This is a genomic window from Croceibacter sp. (genome assembly GCF_002716225.1).
Classification (GTDB): Bacteria; Bacteroidota; Bacteroidia; order Flavobacteriales; family Flavobacteriaceae; genus Croceibacter; species Croceibacter atlanticus.
The window spans coordinates 109,245-126,013 of the sequence record NZ_PAZX01000010.1; the positions used below are offsets into that span (position 1 = coordinate 109,245).

17 protein-coding genes are annotated in these 16,769 nt (G+C 34.7%); 13 read left to right on the top strand and 4 right to left on the bottom strand.

The window, feature by feature from the left end:
• Nucleotides 1-25 precede the first annotated feature (25 nt).
• The 4 genes from CL818_RS07715 (at nucleotide 26) to CL818_RS07730 (ending at nucleotide 4,879) form a co-directional block, all read left to right on the top strand.
• The gene (locus tag CL818_RS07715; protein ID WP_272973021.1) at nucleotides 26-2,788 is read left to right on the top strand and encodes a 2-oxoglutarate dehydrogenase E1 component; all 2,763 of its coding nucleotides are present in this window, start codon (nucleotides 26-28) and stop codon (nucleotides 2,786-2,788) included.
• Nucleotides 2,789-2,849: 61 nt separating this feature from the next.
• Nucleotides 2,850-4,142: a 2-oxoglutarate dehydrogenase complex dihydrolipoyllysine-residue succinyltransferase gene (odhB, locus tag CL818_RS07720; protein ID WP_013186168.1), complete on the top strand. Its 1,293-nt coding sequence runs from the start codon at nucleotides 2,850-2,852 to the stop codon at nucleotides 4,140-4,142.
• Between the two features lie 3 nt (nucleotides 4,143-4,145).
• Entirely contained in the window at nucleotides 4,146-4,565 is a 420-nt protein-coding gene (locus CL818_RS07725; RefSeq protein ID WP_013186169.1) for a hypothetical protein, read from the top strand.
• Between the two features lie 143 nt (nucleotides 4,566-4,708).
• On the top strand, nucleotides 4,709-4,879 hold the full coding sequence (locus tag CL818_RS07730) for a PLD nuclease N-terminal domain-containing protein (protein WP_272973105.1): 171 nt from the start codon (nucleotides 4,709-4,711) through the stop codon (nucleotides 4,877-4,879).
• Here CL818_RS07730 and CL818_RS07735 read toward each other — a convergent pair.
• On the bottom strand, nucleotides 4,866-5,162 hold the full coding sequence (locus CL818_RS07735; protein ID WP_272973020.1) for an antibiotic biosynthesis monooxygenase family protein: 297 nt from the start codon (nucleotides 5,160-5,162) through the stop codon (nucleotides 4,866-4,868). The genes CL818_RS07730 and CL818_RS07735 overlap by 14 nt on opposite strands.
• Nucleotides 5,163-5,168: 6 nt before the next feature.
• Entirely contained in the window at nucleotides 5,169-5,858 is a 690-nt protein-coding gene (locus CL818_RS07740) for a metal-dependent transcriptional regulator (protein WP_286972580.1), read from the bottom strand.
• Between the two features lie 46 nt (nucleotides 5,859-5,904).
• Between CL818_RS07740 and CL818_RS07745 the strand changes: the two genes are divergently transcribed.
• The 6 genes from CL818_RS07745 to CL818_RS07770 all read left to right on the top strand — a co-directional run bounded on the left by CL818_RS07745 (nucleotide 5,905) and on the right by CL818_RS07770 (nucleotide 11,207).
• Entirely contained in the window at nucleotides 5,905-6,705 is an 801-nt protein-coding gene (locus tag CL818_RS07745; protein WP_272973018.1) for a transporter, read from the top strand.
• A gap of 11 nt (nucleotides 6,706-6,716) precedes the next feature.
• Nucleotides 6,717-7,628: a metal ABC transporter solute-binding protein, Zn/Mn family gene (locus CL818_RS07750; RefSeq protein ID WP_013186174.1), complete on the top strand. Its 912-nt coding sequence runs from the start codon at nucleotides 6,717-6,719 to the stop codon at nucleotides 7,626-7,628.
• Nucleotides 7,629-7,653: 25 nt separating this feature from the next.
• Nucleotides 7,654-8,418, top strand: a complete 765-nt coding sequence (locus CL818_RS07755) for a metal ABC transporter ATP-binding protein (protein WP_272973017.1) — start codon at nucleotides 7,654-7,656, stop codon at nucleotides 8,416-8,418.
• 2 nt (nucleotides 8,419-8,420) lie between these two features.
• Nucleotides 8,421-9,533 (top strand): metal ABC transporter permease, encoded by a 1,113-nt coding sequence (locus CL818_RS07760; protein ID WP_272973016.1) that lies wholly within the window; start codon nucleotides 8,421-8,423, stop codon nucleotides 9,531-9,533.
• Complete coding sequence (locus CL818_RS07765; protein ID WP_013186177.1) at nucleotides 9,526-10,686, top strand: metal ABC transporter permease; 1,161 nt, start codon at nucleotides 9,526-9,528, stop codon at nucleotides 10,684-10,686. The genes CL818_RS07760 and CL818_RS07765 overlap by 8 nt, the downstream gene beginning before the upstream one ends.
• Before the next feature lie 71 nt (nucleotides 10,687-10,757).
• Nucleotides 10,758-11,207: a hypothetical protein gene (locus tag CL818_RS07770; RefSeq protein WP_286972582.1), complete on the top strand. Its 450-nt coding sequence runs from the start codon at nucleotides 10,758-10,760 to the stop codon at nucleotides 11,205-11,207.
• Here the strand turns inward: CL818_RS07770 and CL818_RS07775 are convergent.
• On the bottom strand, nucleotides 11,197-11,403 hold the full coding sequence (locus CL818_RS07775) for a hypothetical protein (RefSeq protein WP_272973014.1): 207 nt from the start codon (nucleotides 11,401-11,403) through the stop codon (nucleotides 11,197-11,199). The genes CL818_RS07770 and CL818_RS07775 overlap by 11 nt on opposite strands.
• 5 nt (nucleotides 11,404-11,408) lie before the next feature.
• On the bottom strand, nucleotides 11,409-11,990 hold the full coding sequence (locus tag CL818_RS07780) for a MarC family protein (RefSeq protein WP_013186180.1): 582 nt from the start codon (nucleotides 11,988-11,990) through the stop codon (nucleotides 11,409-11,411).
• A gap of 117 nt (nucleotides 11,991-12,107) precedes the next feature.
• Here CL818_RS07780 and CL818_RS07785 point away from each other — a divergent pair, with 117 nt between their 5' ends.
• The 3 genes from CL818_RS07785 to CL818_RS07795 all read left to right on the top strand — a co-directional run bounded on the left by CL818_RS07785 (nucleotide 12,108) and on the right by CL818_RS07795 (nucleotide 16,715).
• Nucleotides 12,108-12,680 (top strand): DUF3109 family protein, encoded by a 573-nt coding sequence (locus CL818_RS07785; protein ID WP_013186181.1) that lies wholly within the window; start codon nucleotides 12,108-12,110, stop codon nucleotides 12,678-12,680.
• A 374-nt stretch (nucleotides 12,681-13,054) separates the two neighbouring features.
• Complete coding sequence (locus CL818_RS07790; RefSeq protein ID WP_013186182.1) at nucleotides 13,055-14,032, top strand: ribonucleotide-diphosphate reductase subunit beta; 978 nt, start codon at nucleotides 13,055-13,057, stop codon at nucleotides 14,030-14,032.
• A gap of 160 nt (nucleotides 14,033-14,192) precedes the next feature.
• Nucleotides 14,193-16,715 carry a ribonucleoside-diphosphate reductase subunit alpha gene (locus CL818_RS07795; RefSeq protein WP_286972583.1) on the top strand — a complete coding sequence of 841 codons (2,523 nt, stop codon included), beginning with the start codon at nucleotides 14,193-14,195 and terminating at the stop codon, nucleotides 16,713-16,715.
• Nucleotides 16,716-16,769: the final 54 nt, after the last annotated feature.

The window sequence follows — 16,769 nt, forward strand, 5'->3', positions numbered from 1 at the left end:
AAACAAAATCGAGAGTACTCCTTTTATGGATCAATTTTCATTTCTCAACGCGGCACATACATCTTATTTTGCCGACCTTTACGACCAGTACCTAAAATATCCAGATAGCGTAGAGCCAAGCTGGCGCGCTTTCTTTCAAGGTTTTGACCTAGGATTAGAAGAACGTGGCGATATAGACGCAACTCAGGCTAACACTAGCAACTCTAAATCTGCATCTCAAGCACCAGATGCTGTTTTAAAAGAGTTTCAAGTTATACGCCTAATTGATGGCTATAGAGCAAGAGGACATCTTTTCACTAAGACAAATCCTGTTAGGGAAAGACGTAAGTACGTCCCAACACTAGATATTTCAAACTTTGGACTTTCTGAGCAAGACTTAGACCTTAAATTTAATGCTGGTAATATTATTGGCATTGGCGAAGCTTCTTTGCGAGACATTATTACACATCTAGAACGCATTTATTGCGAAGCTATTGGTGTTGAATATATGTATGTAAGAAAACCCGAAGAAATACAGTGGATACAGGACAAGTTAAATATTAACGACAACCACCCAGAGTTTTCTAACGATCAAAAAAAGCACATTCTTAAAAAATTGAATGAAGCTGTATCGTTTGAATCATTCTTACACAGAAAATATGTTGGCCAGAAAAGATTTTCATTAGAAGGTAATGAAAGTTTAATTCCTGCCTTAGATGCATTAATTGAAAATGCCGCAGAGCAAGGTGTTGAAGATTTTGTTATGGGAATGGCGCATAGAGGTCGCCTTAGCACGCTTACCAACATTTTTGGAAAGAGCGCAAAAGACATCTTTAGTGAGTTTGATGGTAAAGATTACGAACAGGAAGTTTTTGATGGTGATGTTAAATATCACCTTGGATGGACAGCCTGCAGAAAAACCGACAGTGGTAAAGAAATAAATTTAAATATAGCACCAAACCCTTCACACCTAGAAACAGTAGGTGCAGTTGTTGAAGGTATAACACGTGCAAAACAAGATCGCCATCACAAAGACGATTTTAGCAAAGTATTACCTATTGTAGTTCACGGTGATGCCGCAATTGCAGGACAAGGTATTGTTTATGAAATAGTACAAATGTCTCAGCTAGATGGCTATAAAACTAATGGTACAATTCATATTGTTGTAAACAATCAAATTGGGTTTACCACTAACTACCTAGATGGCCGCTCATCAACTTATTGTACAGATGTTGCTAAAGTAACATTGTCTCCTGTACTTCACGTTAATGCAGACGATGCAGAAGCTGTGGTGCACGCCATGTTATTTGCGCTAGATTTTAGAATGAAGTTTAAACGCGATGTGTTTATAGATCTTTTAGGTTATAGAAAATATGGCCATAACGAAGGAGATGAACCACGCTTTACACAACCTAAGCTATACAAAGCCATCTCCAAACACAAAAACCCTTTAGAAATTTATGCTGAAAAGCTAAAATCTCAAGGCGTTATAGATGATAGCTATGTAACAAAACTTGAACAAGATTATAAAAATAAATTAGAGGAAAATCTTGAGGATTCTCGCAAAGAAGACAAAACAGAAATTACCGCTATAATGAAAGATGAGTGGGAAGGCTTTAATTATGCTCAAGAAGATGAGATGATGACGCCGGTTGACACCACTTATGATATAGAAAAACTTACTGAAATTGCTGAGGTAATTACAGAACTTCCTAAGGATAAAAAATTCCTAAGAAAGATTGCTAAGCTAATAGAGGCTCGTAAAACCATGTATTTTGAGGACAACAAACTCGATTGGGCAATGGGAGAGCTTTTAGCTTACGGAACGCTTTTAAAAGAAGGTTATGACGTGAGGATGACAGGTCAAGATGTTGAGCGTGGTACATTCTCTCACCGTCATGCAGTTGTGAAAGTTGAAGAGAGTGAAGAAGAAATTTTATTGCTCAACAACTTAAAAGGTGATCAAGGTGACTTCTACATATACAATTCTTTGTTGTCTGAATATGCTGTTGTAGGTTTTGATTATGGTTATGCTATGGCAAGCCCTAAAACATTAACTATTTGGGAAGCACAATTTGGAGATTTCTCAAATGGTGCTCAAATAATGTTAGACCAATACATTTCTGCTGCAGAAGACAAGTGGAAACTACAAAATGGTCTTGTAATGTTATTACCACACGGTTATGAAGGCCAAGGTGCAGAACACTCATCGGCTAGAATGGAGCGTTACTTACAATTATGTGCTAAAGACAATATGTATGTTGCAGATTGTACAACGCCAGCAAACCTTTATCATTTGTTTAGAAGACAAATGAAAACAGATTTTAGAAAGCCTTTAATTGTATTTACACCTAAAAGTTTATTACGTCATCCTAAAGTAGTGTCTACTAAAGAAGAAATTGCAAATGGAGCTTTCCAAATGACAATTGATGATGTTGAGGCAGACGCTAAAAAAGTTAAAACATTAGTATTTTGCACCGGTAAATTCTTTTATGATCTTACTGCAGAACGCGATGATAATAAAAGAGATGATATTGCATTTGTAAGAGTAGAACAGCTTTTCCCACTTCCTGTAGAGGAGATGAGAAACGCTATGAAAAAATACAGCAATGCAAAAGATGTTGTTTGGGCTCAAGAAGAACCAAGAAACATGGGAGCTTACAGCCACATCTTAATGCACTTAGATGAAGCAAAATCATTTAGAGTATGCAGCAGAAGACCTTATGGTGCACCTGCAGCAGGAAGTTCAGTAAGGTTTAAGAAACGTCATGCTAAGGTTATAGAAGATGTTTTTACAAGACCCGAATAATTCCGAAGAAAATTAATAAGAACAACACTAGACAATCAATAAAGATTAAAATAAACACATTATGGCTTTAGAAATGAAAGTGCCTTCACCAGGCGAATCCATAACCGAAGTTGAAATCGCACAGTGGCTTGTTGAAGATGGCGACTATGTTGAGAAAGACCAAGCAATTGCAGAAGTAGATAGTGACAAAGCAACACTAGAACTTCCTGCTGAAGCAAGCGGTATTATTACACTTAAAGCAGAAGAAGGTGATGCTGTCGAGGTTGGTGCAGTTGTATGCTTGATAGATACAGATGCAAAAAAACCTGGTGGTGATGACAAGGCTGCAAGTGGTGATGAAGGTAGCGGAGACGATGCCGAAAAAGACCTTAAAGAACAAAATAAAAAAACTGAGGACACTAACGAAAAAGGTGATGCACTTAAGCAAACACCTTCTAAACCTAGTACTCAAGACCAGAAACAAGATAATAAGAACTACGCAACTGGATCTCCTAGTCCTGCCGCTAAGAAAATCTTAGATGAAAAAGGAATGGACTCTAAAGATGTTAGTGGCTCTGGAAGAGACGGCCGCATAACTAAAGATGATGCTGTAAAGGCAAAACCGTCTATGGGTTCTCCTGGAAATGGAAAAAGAGGAGAAAGCCGCACTAAATTATCTATGCTTCGTCGTAAAGTAGCAGAGCGTTTAGTTTCTGCTAAAAATGAGACAGCAATGCTTACTACTTTTAATGAAGTAGATATGTCTCCAATCTTTAGCTTGAGAAAACAATATAAAGAAGAGTTTAAAGCAAAACACGGCGTAAGTCTTGGCTTTATGTCATTCTTTACACTTGCTTGTGTTCGTGCTTTAGAAATGTATCCTGCAGTAAACTCTATGATTGAAGGTAAGGAAATGATTACCTATGATTATAAGGATATATCTATTGCAGTATCTGGGCCAAAAGGCTTAATGGTACCTGTAATGAGAAACACAGAAAATTTAAGCTTTAGAGGTGTAGAAGATGAAGTAAAGCGCTTAGCGTTAAAAGCAAGAGATGGTAAAATTACTGTAGATGAAATGACAGGTGGTACTTTTACAATCTCAAATGGTGGCGTATTTGGAAGTATGTTAAGTACTCCTATAATTAATCCTCCACAATCTGCAATTTTAGGAATGCACAACATTGTTGAGCGTCCAGTTGCTATTGATGGGCACGTTGAAATTAGACCTATAATGTATGTGGCATTATCTTATGACCACAGAATTATTGATGGAAAAGAATCTGTAGGTTTCCTTGTTGCTGTTAAAGAGGCATTAGAAAATCCAGAAGAATTATTAATGGATAATGACGTTAAACGCGCTTTAGAATTATAACCTATGAAACATTTATTTAAAATAGCATTAGCTTGCTTACTAATAGTTACAACCACTGCTTGTTCAAGTGATGACTCTAATGACGAGGTTGCAGGCTCTGGATCAGTTTCTTTTAATGTACAAACTACATCTTCAAGAAACGCTACTGTAATCTCAAGAATTAATGAGTTTACAACAACAGAAGAAAATGCTACATTTCCTTATAACTTGTCTTATGATGATGTACCATTTCCTGCAAATACTGTTATTCAATTAACGTATACAGATTTTGATGATACAGAGGTAGACCCTAATGGCGAAGAGAATAACAATCCTTTTGAGGTTGCCTTAACTATTAGCGTAGATGGCAATGTGGTTAAGATGACTTCATTTACGGTAACACCAGATGATACAACAGACCCATCAATATCTTTTAGTTTATAATACTAAAAATTGATTTATAAAATTTAGAAAAGCCTTCAATTACATTGAAGGCTTTTTTTTATATATTGTAGTCTACTAATTTGCACAAACCGCTTTACATGGAACTCTTAAAACCTGAATTTTCCTTTATTTTTCCTCTAATAATGCTAATAGTCTTAGGCATTTATATTTATTCTTTAGTAGATATTTTAAGACATGAATTTAGAGGAAATAATAAAATTGTATGGATAATTGTAGTACTAATGTTACCTTTATTAGGAGTTTTTCTTTACTTCTTATTAGGAAAGAAACAACAATCAGCTAGGGTTTTGTAAAGCTATACTCTCGTTCAATTTTACAAATACGCACTTTGTACCAATCATACCAAAGTGATTTGCCTGCTTGTTGAGCTAAAAGATGTTCACTTTGTAGTTTCCATTCTTTAATATGATTAAGGCTTTCCCAATAACTTACCGTAATACCTATACCATCTTTAGCACTTTCAATACCTAAAAAACCAGGTTGTATTTTTGCGAGTTCTTCAATTTTATTGGCCATACTAGCGTAGCCTTTTGTATTTGAAGATTGCTTGGAAGTAAATATTACCGCGTAAGACATAAGTGTTTAATTTGATAGAATTTCAACAAATACGTTATCCGCAAATTTTTGAGACACGGTTTCAATACTGTCATTAAATTCAATTTTCACAGAATTATCAAAACTACGTTTTTCTATAACTTTTATCTCGCTTGATAAAGCTAACCCTATTTCAGAAACATACCTTAAAAACTCTACAGAGCCATCATTTACAGAGATTAATTTACAAATGGTTCCGCTGTCTAATGAGGCAAGCGTAACTTTCTCAAACGTCCTATAATTACCTTCTGCATCAGGAATAACTTCACCGTGTGGATCTTTCTTGGGAAAATCCATAAACCTGTCTAACTCATTTATAAGTTTAGGAGATTTTACATGTTCTAGCTGTTCTGCCACGTCATGAACCTCATCCCAAGTGAAATTTAAATATTTACTTAAAAATGTTTCCCAGAGTCTATGTTTTCTTATTAACCCTACGGCAATATCCCTACCAGAATCTGTAAGCTGCAACTTGGCATAACGCTCGCTTTTAAGTAGTTTTTTTAATTTTAACTTCTTCACCATATTATTTACAGAGGCTGGCGAAATATTAAGATAATCTGCCAATTTATTGTTTCCAACCTTTTCATTATCAGAATCTAACATAAGTTGAAAAATAGCTTTTAAGTAGTCTTCTTCACTTTTGGTTAATTCTATCGAATTAAATTTGTTAGTCATACCTAACTTTTATAGTTTTGCGAATGTAAAATACAAAATTACTCAAATGAAACATATTACATCTATTAAAATAATAGTATTGTTAAGTGTAATGCTTATAACGCTAAATATGAGCGCACAAGAAACACAGGATCCTGGCGCGTTGGTTACAGACAGACCAGACCAAACCGAGTCTCCAGCATTAGTTACAAAAGGATATATACAAGTTGAAACCGGAGCTTTTTTCACACAAGACGAAGATGAAGGTTTTAAAACAGAAGCTATTGGCTACAATACTACACTAGTACGTTATGGCTTATTAGACAATTTAGAGCTACGTTTAGGTTTAGATTTTGTTGAAACAAGATTTAGTAATGATGGCAATGAATTTGACAATAAACTAAGTGGCTTTACTCCTATGCTCTTAGGTGTAAAAGTTGGTATTGCTGAAGAAAATGGTGTATTACCTAAAATTGGTCTTTTAGGACATTTAAGATTACCATTTACAGCAGGCAGTGACTATAAGCCAGAAACTACAGGTGCAGATTTTAGATTTTCTTTTGCACATACGCTCTCAGAAAAATCGAGCCTTTCATATAATCTGGGTGCTCAATGGGGAGATGACTCACCAGAAATAGCATATATATACACATTGGTATATGGGTATAGCATAACAAATAAATTGGGAGCTTACGTAGAACTATATGGAGATTTACCAGAAAACAATAGCGCAAACCACCTTTGGGATGCTGGCTTTACATATTTATTAAAACCAAACTTTCAACTAGATGCAACTATTGGTAGTGGTTTAAATACAAATCAAGATTTACTGGTTAGTGCTGGAGTAAGTTTTAGACTACCTAAATAATAAATTACAAGATGAAACATATTATAATTATATCACTGTCCTTACTTTTATTTGCAAGCTGCAAACACACTAAGGAACAAAACACCGGAAAGCTAAAAGTGGTTACTACCACAACAATGCTTACAGATTTAGCTGAAAATATTGGAGGAGACCAAATTGAGTTACAAGGGTTAATGGGAAGTGGTGTAGATCCTCACCTTTATAAAGCTAGTGAAGGTGATGTTAGCAAACTAGCAAATGCAGACCTTGTTATTTATAACGGATTACATTTAGAAGGTAAATTAGTCGAAGTTTTTGAGAAAATGGGTAACAGAGTTACCACAAAAGCTTTAGCAGACAATTTAGATAAATCAGGACTTATAAGCTCTGAATATTTTGCATCTAGCTATGATCCTCATATCTGGTTCAATATTAAGTATTGGAAACAGATAACTAATTCACTTACAGAAGAATTAAAAGCAGCTGTACCAGAACAAGCTGATTATTTTGAAGCTAACAGGAATGACTACATAAAAAAATTAGACACATTAGAAGCAGCGGTTATTAAAACTATAAGTACTCTTCCTGAAGAACAAAGAATTTTAGTCACTGCTCATGATGCCTTTAATTACTTTGGCAAAGAATATGGTTTTGAAGTTATTGGGCTACAAGGTTTATCAACCGCTACTGAAGCTGGCGTTCAAGACGTTCAAAATTTATCTAAATTTATAATTGACAATAAGGTGAAAGCTATTTTTGTAGAAAGTAGTGTTCCTAAACGTACTATTGAAGCCTTACAACAATCTGTAAAGTCTAAAGGATTTAATGTAGAAATTGGCGGAACATTATACTCAGATGCATTGGGAAATAAGGGAACTGTTGAAGGCACATATATCGGTATGTTCTCCTACAATGTAAACACTATAGTAAATGCACTTAAGTAAGCGCAACTAAGTTTTAGTGATAAATATGATAAAAGATTCAAACAAAATAGAGGTTAAGAAAAAGTATGCCATACAGGTAGATGATCTTACGGTTGCCTACAACTATAAGCCTGTGTTATGGGATATAGATCTTGCTATTCCAGAAGGTGTTCTCATGGCTATTGTAGGCCCAAATGGTGCAGGAAAATCTACCTTAATAAAGTCTATACTCGGTATTATTAAACCTATTGCCGGCACAGTAAGAGTGTTTGGAAAAGATTATAAAAAACAGGTAAATGAAGTAGCTTATGTGCCTCAGAAAGGTAGTGTAGATTGGGATTTTCCTACAACAGCACTAGATGTTGTAATGATGGGAACCTACGGTAGTTTGGGTTGGCTTAGAAGACCTGGCAAAAAAGAAAAGAAAGCGTCTTTAGAGGCTTTAGAAAAGGTTGGAATGCTTGCCTTTAAGAATAGGCAAATATCTCAACTTAGCGGTGGCCAGCAACAACGTATTTTTCTAGCTAGAGCTTTGGTCCAAAATGCAAGTATTTATCTTATGGACGAGCCTTTTCAAGGTGTAGATGCTACTACAGAAAAGGCAATAATCAATATTTTAAAAGAACTTAGAAAAGCTGGAAAAACCTTAATTGTAGTACATCATGATCTACAAACTGTACCAGAATATTTTGATTGGGTAACATTTTTAAATGTAAAGGGCATAGCTTCTGGACCTGTTAGAGACATTTTTAATGATGACAACCTAACTAAAACCTACGGAATTAACTATAAGGTTTCTGTAAACGCATAGGTATGGATATTACAGATTTCTTTACAGATTACACGCTAAGAACCATAACCTTAGGTACGGCTATACTAGGTGCAATATGTGGTATGCTTGGTAGCTTTGCCGTTTTAAGAAAAGAAAGTTTACTTGGAGATGCTATTTCTCATGCAGCATTACCAGGTATAGCATTGGCATTTCTTATTACAGGTGCAAAAGACACCTACACCTTACTTTTAGGTGCATTAGTTAGCGGTTTACTTGGCACGTGGTGGATAAGAGGTATAACTAGTAAAACACACTTAAAAAGTGATACAGCCTTAGGGCTCATTTTATCATTATTCTTTGGTTTCGGGATGTTACTCTTAACCTTTATTCAGAAAATGCCTAATGCAAATCAAGCAGGATTAGACAAGTATTTGTTTGGCCAAGCAGCCACTCTACTAGAAAGTGATGTTTGGTTAATGGCAGGAATTACTGGTGTGAGTTTAATAATTCTATTACTATTCTGGAAAGAAATTAAACTATTACTGTTTGATGCAGATTACACTAAAACTCTAGGATTTAACACCAAATTTTTAGACGTCTTAATTACATCTTTTATTGTGTTGGCCATTGTTGTTGGCTTACAAACAGTTGGCGTGGTTCTTATGAGTGCGATGCTTTTGGCTCCAGCAGCAGCAGCAAGACAATGGACAAATAAGCTTAGCGTTATGGTACTACTTTCTGCAATATTTGGTCTTTGTTCTGGTGTTTTTGGTACAGCAATAAGTGCAAGCCAAAATAACCTATCTACAGGACCAGTTATAGTACTCGTTGCTGGTGTTTTTGTATTAATATCATTTATTTTTTCACCCAATAGAGGTATTTTATTTAGACAACTTCGTCTTATTAATAACCGTAGAGATTTAGAGCAACACAAAACCTTAGCATTTATGTACGGTATTGCAAAAAATCACAGTGATAAATCTCACCCTCATACTATTCGTATTTTAAATAATTTTCAAGGTTTTACCAGAAAAACTTTAGGAAGGCTAGAAGAGAAAGAGTACATCGCGATACAAGGTAAATTGTGGTCTATGACAGAAAAAGGCTATCAAAAAGCAGAGAATTTATACAAGAAAGACAATACAGATGAGTAGCGCACAAATAGACATACAGCTTATAGCAATGTTAGTAGCCCTAGCTTGTGCCATTCCAGGAACATTTTTAGTACTCCGTAAAATGGCTATGATTAGTGATGCTATAAGTCACTCAATTTTGCCGGGTATTGTTTTAGGTTTTTTTATTACACACGATTTAAATTCGCCTATTCTAATTCTATTAGCTGCATTTTCGGGTGTTATTACGGTGTTTTTAGTAGAATTTATTCAAAAAACTGGCTTAGTAAAAAAAGATACTGCTATAGGATTAGTGTTTCCTGCATTGTTTAGTATAGGTGTTATTTTAATTGCTAAGAATGCAAATGACGTACACTTAGATATTGATGCGGTATTGTTGGGAGAACTTGCCTTTGCTCCTTTTGACAGACTCCTCTTTAATGATATAGATTTAGGACCAAAATCGTTGTGGGTAATTGGCACAATTTTGTTGATTACAATTACTTTGCTAATCATGTTTTTCAAGGAATTAAAATTAAGCACATTTGATAAAGGACTTGCTGCAACATTAGGTTTTTCTCCCATACTTATTCATTATGGTTTAATGACAGTGTCTTCTATTACAGTTGTAGGAGCTTTTGATGCCGTAGGTGCTATTTTGGTAGTTGCATTAATGATTGCTCCAGCAGCATCTGCCTATCTCTTAACAAACGATTTAAAGAAAATGCTGCTGCTATCTTGTACATTTGGGGTATTTGCCGCTATCTCTGGATATTGGCTAGCCAATCTTTTGGATGGTTCCATTGCAGGATCAATGACAACTATGCTTGGCGTAATCTTTTTAATGGTTTATTTCTTTGCTCCTAATAAAGGATTAATTTCTGTCATGTTTAGACAAAAAAGACAACGAAAAGAAGTTTCTCTACTTACTTTTTTACTGCATCTTCAAAATCATTCAGAAGAACGTGAGCGACACGTTAATCATTTACAGGAACATATAAATTGGCAAAAAATTCGTTCAAAAACTGTGTTGGATCTGGCTTTAAGAAACAATATGATTTCAATAGAAAAGAATATTGTAACCCTAACAGACAAAGGGCAAAAATTTACAGAACGTGCATTGGAGTTTATTATAACCAACAAGACTTCAGAAATAGAACTTATGAAAGAAGACTTCTTTCTATTTAGAGGTTAACATCCTGTATTTAAAAGTTTTTAAGTAATTTGGCATAGTATTTTCTTAACTACAATTTAAATACCATCCTTATGAAATATGTACTCGTTTTAGTTTTAGCCTTTTCATTTACATCTTGTTGCTCACAAAAAGAAACAACAGAAGCTGCTACCTCAGATAATCAAAAAGTAATAGCTACAGAATCTTTTACTAAAATTAAAATGGGACAACTTACACCATTTGGTGATACTATGTTAAAGTTAAAACAAGTTACAAATGATAGCAGATGTCCAGAAGGCACACAATGCATTTGGGCAGGCGAAGTTTCTGTAATTGTAGGTATGTACGATAAAGGTAAATTTGTAAAGGACATAAATATCACCTTTAGTTCTAAAGATGTAACAAAAAACAAACCTTACCTATTATTTGAAACTGAAGACAGTAAGTATTTTGCTACAGGCATGACACCATACCCTAAAGAAGGTTCTAAAATAGAGCCTAAAGAATATGCTATGGAAATAAGCATTAAGCCTAACGCTTAATAGACTTAGATTTCTGCTCTATTTTCTTAGAGACTAATAGTATTAGCATTAATACAATTACACATAAACAGGCACAAATACCAATAAGTGCGGTCTTACTGTTGCCTTCTAAAAGACTCTCAAAATCTAATAGCGTAATATTATAACCAGCCAATCCTAGTGCTATTACAATTAGTATATAGATAAATACTTTCATGATTGTTAATTAAAAAGTTCCTGAATATTTTCTGCAAATAACTTTACTGCAATTGCTAATAGAATAACCCCAAATACCTTACGTATTACGATAATTCCGTTTTTACCTAAAAATCGTTGTAGCCTAGAGGAAGTTTTTAGTACAATATAAACAATTATAATATTTACAATAATTGCTGCAATTACATTTGCCAATGAGTATTCTGCTCTTAGTGATAACAAAGTAGTTAGACTACCTGGACCTGCCAACATAGGAAATGCTAAAGGGAAAATTGCCGCAAGGTCTGAGCTACTTTCATCTTCTTTAAACAATGTAACTCCTAATACCATTTCTAAAGCAATAAAAAATAGTATAAAAGCACCAGCAACAGCAAATTCATTTACATTAATCCCAATAAGCGATAGTATACTTTCTCCTAAAAATAAAAATACAATCATTACTACAGCTGCAACTATAGCTGCTTTTTCAGAATGTATATGACCATTTTTATCCCTTAGGGATAGTATAATGGGAATATTACCTATAATATCTATAACAGCAAACAATACCATAGTTGCTGTAAATATTTCCTTGAAATTTAACTCCATCTCAAAATAGTTTAAGATGCAAAATTAGGTATTAAAATATTCTAAGCATCTATTTTAGGGTTTAGTATTGCAGATATTTTATATGGTAAATACACTTAGACAAAGTATCTTCGCAAAATGTTTCAATTAGGAAAAACCATAGTCTCAGAAGAGATCATAGAGAAAGATTTTGTGTGCAACCTTAATTCTTGTAAAGGCGCTTGCTGTATAGAAGGTGAAGCTGGTGCACCGCTTGAAGAAGATGAAGTAAATATCTTAAAAAAAATATACCCAAAAGTTAAACCTTTTTTGAGAGAAGAAGGAATAGCTTCTATCAAAGAACAAGGCACATATATTGAAACCCCTTTGGGTGATTTAGAAACACCATTAGTAAATGGTAAAGAGTGCGCCTACGTAACTTTTAAAGACAATGGCATGGCAGGCTGTGGTATAGAAGATGCATACAACGCAGGCGAAATAGATTACAGAAAACCAATTTCATGTCACCTTTACCCAATTAGGATAAAAAAATACTCAAGTTTTTCTGCAATAAACTATCATAGATGGCCAATTTGTGATGATGCCTGCACACTTGGTAAAGAACTTAAGGTACCGGTTTATAAATTTACCAAAGATGCTTTAATAAGAAAATATGGTGAAGATTGGTACAAAGATTTAGAGAAAGTTGCAGAGGAGCACCTCAAACTTTAATTCCAAACTTCTCATTTTGTTTTTAAGCATTAAATGTTAAAATTTAGGTCTTAAAGACACAAAAATCACTTCAGTTTTAATCAATTTTCAGACTGTTAAAAAACGTGTGAAACACTATGTTCACACTTGCTAACAACGATTTAAAGTCGAAAATATGAATTCAATAATTTTTAGCGTAATTATTTGTTTTCCAGTAATTTAAAACGCTTTTATTGAGATTACCGCATACACTTTCAAATACGATATGTTGAAAACTTTGTGGATAACGTTGGGGTCATTTCTTCGATATTAACCGTACTATTTTACATATTTGTTAGTCCCTAATCGTCACAACCAAATCTGTGACTTTTTAATCGCAAAAACGCACTAGAGACATGAGCCAAGTAGAACCAATTTTACAGAAAAACGAAAACAGATTCGTCATCTTTCCAATCCAACATAATGACATTTGGGAATGGTATAAAAAGATGGAAGCTTGTTTTTGGACTGCAGAAGAAATTGATCTTCACCAAGATCTTACAGATTGGAATTCTAAGCTTAATGACGACGAGCGTTATTTCATTAAACACATACTTGCATTTTTTGCTGCAAGTGATGGTATAGTAAATGAAAATTTAGCAGAAAACTTTGTAAATGAAGTTCAATATAGTGAAGCTAAGTTTTTCTATGGTTTTCAAATCATGATGGAAAACATTCACTCAGAAACTTACTCGCTTTTAATTGATACGTATGTAAAAGACGAAGCAGAGAAAGATCAGCTATTTAGAGCTATCGAGGTTTTTCCAGCAATTAAGAAAAAAGCAGATTGGGCTTTAAAATGGATAGAATCAGATTCTTTTGCAGAACGTCTTATTGCATTTGCAGCCGTTGAGGGTATTTTCTTCTCAGGTGCATTCTGTTCTATTTTCTGGTTAAAGAAACGTGGCCTTATGCCAGGACTTACATTTAGTAACGAGTTAATTTCTCGTGATGAAGGTATGCACTGTGATTTTGCAGTACACCTTCACAACAAACACTTAGTAAACAAAGTTTCAAAAGAGCGTATTCGCGAAATTATTGTTGACGCCTTAAATATTGAAAGAGAGTTTATTACAGAATCACTACCAGCAAGTCTTATAGGTATGAATTCTAACTTAATGACTCAATATTTAGAGTTTGTTACAGATAGACTTTTACTTGAATTAGAGTGCGAGAAAGAATACAACACAGCAAATCCATTCGACTTTATGGATATGATATCGCTACAAGGAAAAACTAACTTTTTCGAAAAACGTGTAGGAGATTATCAAAAAGCTGGTGTTATGGATCAAGATAAAGACAACAGCAAGATTAGTTTCGACGCAGACTTCTAGAAGCCTAAAACTTCTAAACACAACACGGTAACGTGTCTTAAATATATATAGAATATCACTAGCCTTTTAAAGCTGAAGGCATTTCCCTTTAGCTATAAACTTTTGGGCTAAAACAATTAATCACTTAGCCTTAAACCGCTAAACCAAAACCAATAACACCATGGACGTATTAAAAAGAGACGGCAGACGCGAGCCAGTCATGTTTGACAAAATTACAGCGAGAGTAAAAAAATTATGTTACGGCTTAAACGAGTTGGTAGATCCTGTTAAAGTTGCCATGCGTGTTATTGAAGGTCTTTATGACGGTGTTACAACAAGCGATTTAGATAACCTTGCAGCAGAGACAGCGGCATCTATGACGGTATCACACCCAGACTACGCTAAGTTAGCTGCTCGTATTTCTGTATCTAACCTTCACAAAGACACTAAAAAGACGTTTAGTGAGGTTATGACAGACCTTTACGAATATGTAAATCCTCGTACAGGTAAAAAAGCACCATTATTGTCTGATGAAGTGTATAAGGTTATACAAGACAATAAAGACAGGCTAGACAGCACCATTATTTATAACCGTGACTATGGTTATGACTATTTTGGTTTTAAAACATTAGAGCGTTCTTACTTACTTAAACTTAACGGAAAAATTGCTGAACGTCCACAGCATATGTTAATGCGTGTTTCTGTAGGTATTCATTTAGATGATTTAGATGCAGCCATAGAAACATATGAGCTTATGTCTAAAAAATATTTTACACACGCCACTCCTACTCTATTTAATTCTGGAACACCAAAACCACAAATGTCTTCTTGCTTCCTGTTAACTATGCAGGATGATAGTATAGATGGTATTTACGATACACTAAAGCAAACAGCAAAGATTTCACAATCTGCAGGAGGCATTGGATTATCAATTCATAATGTAAGAGCAACAGGTTCTTATATCTCTGGAACAAACGGAACATCTAACGGTATAGTGCCTATGCTGCAAGTTTATAACGACACAGCAAGATACGTAGACCAAGGTGGTGGAAAACGTAAAGGTTCATTTGCAATTTATATAGAGCCTTGGCACGCAGATATTTTCGATTTTCTAGATCTTAAAAAGAATCATGGTAAAGAAGAAATGCGTGCAAGAGATTTATTTTACGCAATGTGGATTCCAGATTTATTCATGAAGCGTGTAGAAGAAGATGGCAACTGGACATTAATGTGTCCTAATGAGTGCCCAAATCTATTTAACGTTCACAGTGAAGAGTTTGATGAACTTTATTTGAAGTACGAATCTGAGAACAAAGGACGTAAGACTATTAAAGCACGTGTACTTTGGGAGAAAATTCTTGAATCTCAAATTGAGACCGGAACACCTTACATGCTTTATAAAGATGCAGCTAACCGTAAATCTAACCAGAAAAATTTAGGTACAATTCGTTCTTCTAACTTATGTACCGAAATTATGGAGTACACAAGTCCAGATGAAGTAGCGGTATGTAACCTAGCCTCTATAGCATTACCAATGTTTGTAAAGAATGGTGCTTTTGATCATAAAGAATTATTCAGAATAACAAAACGTGTAACTAAAAACCTTAACAAGGTAATAGATAGAAATTACTATCCTGTTAAAGAAGCAGAAAACTCTAACTTCCGCCATCGTCCTGTAGGATTAGGTATTCAAGGTTTAGCAGATGCATTTATTATGCTGCGTATGCCATTTACAAGTGATGAAGCCAAGACGTTAAATCAAGAGATCTTTGAGACACTTTATTTTGCTGCTGTTACAGCATCTATGGAGTTAGCAAAAGAAGAAGGACCATATTCTTCTTACGAAGGTTCTCCAATAAGCAAAGGAGAATTTCAATACAACTTATGGGGAATTAAAGACGAAGAACTTAGTGGCCGATGGGATTGGGCAGGTTTAAGACAAAAAGTGTTAGAAAATGGTGTTCGTAACTCATTATTAGTTGCACCTATGCCAACTGCATCTACATCTCAAATATTAGGGAACAATGAAGCTTTTGAGCCATATACATCTAACATCTATACAAGACGTGTATTATCTGGAGAGTTTATTGTTGTTAACAAGCACCTACTAGAAGATTTAGTGAATCTAGGTCTTTGGAATAACGACCTTAAGAATGCTATTATGCGTGCAAATGGTTCTATTCAAAATATAGATGGTATTCCTCAGGATTTAAAAGAGCTTTACAAAACTGTATATGAGCTATCTATGAAAGACATTATAGATATGTCTCGCCACAGAGGTTACTTTATAGACCAAAGCCAGTCGCTTAACCTCTTTATGGAAAATGCGAACTACGCTAAGCTTACATCTATGCACTTTTACGCTTGGAAAAACGGCTTAAAAACAGGTATGTATTACTTGAGAACTAAAGCTGCTGTTGATGCAATTAAGTTTACAGTTGAAAAAGCTAAAAAAGCAGAACCACAACCACAACAACAAGAGGTTGCTGCTAAAGCTGCTGAAACATTACAACAAGCAAAAACACAGTTAGAACCACAAGCACAAACTGTACAAGCACCAGAAGTTGCAAAGACACAACCAGTTTTATTTGACAATGTGAGTAATACTGAAAATACCGAAGAGTTATCTCCAGAGGAATTAAAAGCAATAATCCAACAATCTAAAGATGCTCAAGGTGATGACTGCTTAATGTGCGGTTCATAACCTAAAGACCTAGTAATGTTCTAGAACTTACTATTTAATTTGTGTTAATTAAAA

Coding starts and splice junctions, on each gene's coding strand:
- CL818_RS07715 (WP_272973021.1), top strand. CDS start 26: ATGGATCAATTTTCATTTCTCAACGCGGCACATACATCTTATTTTGCC.
- odhB (WP_013186168.1), top strand. CDS start 2,850: ATGGCTTTAGAAATGAAAGTGCCTTCACCAGGCGAATCCATAACCGAA.
- CL818_RS07725 (WP_013186169.1), top strand. CDS start 4,146: ATGAAACATTTATTTAAAATAGCATTAGCTTGCTTACTAATAGTTACA.
- CL818_RS07730 (WP_272973105.1), top strand. CDS start 4,709: ATGCTAATAGTCTTAGGCATTTATATTTATTCTTTAGTAGATATTTTA.
- CL818_RS07735 (WP_272973020.1), bottom strand. CDS start 5,162: ATGTCTTACGCGGTAATATTTACTTCCAAGCAATCTTCAAATACAAAA.
- CL818_RS07740 (WP_286972580.1), bottom strand. CDS start 5,858: ATGACTAACAAATTTAATTCGATAGAATTAACCAAAAGTGAAGAAGAC.
- CL818_RS07745 (WP_272973018.1), top strand. CDS start 5,905: ATGAAACATATTACATCTATTAAAATAATAGTATTGTTAAGTGTAATG.
- CL818_RS07750 (WP_013186174.1), top strand. CDS start 6,717: ATGAAACATATTATAATTATATCACTGTCCTTACTTTTATTTGCAAGC.
- CL818_RS07755 (WP_272973017.1), top strand. CDS start 7,654: ATGATAAAAGATTCAAACAAAATAGAGGTTAAGAAAAAGTATGCCATA.
- CL818_RS07760 (WP_272973016.1), top strand. CDS start 8,421: ATGGATATTACAGATTTCTTTACAGATTACACGCTAAGAACCATAACC.
- CL818_RS07765 (WP_013186177.1), top strand. CDS start 9,526: ATGAGTAGCGCACAAATAGACATACAGCTTATAGCAATGTTAGTAGCC.
- CL818_RS07770 (WP_286972582.1), top strand. CDS start 10,758: ATGAAATATGTACTCGTTTTAGTTTTAGCCTTTTCATTTACATCTTGT.
- CL818_RS07775 (WP_272973014.1), bottom strand. CDS start 11,403: ATGAAAGTATTTATCTATATACTAATTGTAATAGCACTAGGATTGGCT.
- CL818_RS07780 (WP_013186180.1), bottom strand. CDS start 11,990: ATGGAGTTAAATTTCAAGGAAATATTTACAGCAACTATGGTATTGTTT.
- CL818_RS07785 (WP_013186181.1), top strand. CDS start 12,108: ATGTTTCAATTAGGAAAAACCATAGTCTCAGAAGAGATCATAGAGAAA.
- CL818_RS07790 (WP_013186182.1), top strand. CDS start 13,055: ATGAGCCAAGTAGAACCAATTTTACAGAAAAACGAAAACAGATTCGTC.
- CL818_RS07795 (WP_286972583.1), top strand. CDS start 14,193: ATGGACGTATTAAAAAGAGACGGCAGACGCGAGCCAGTCATGTTTGAC.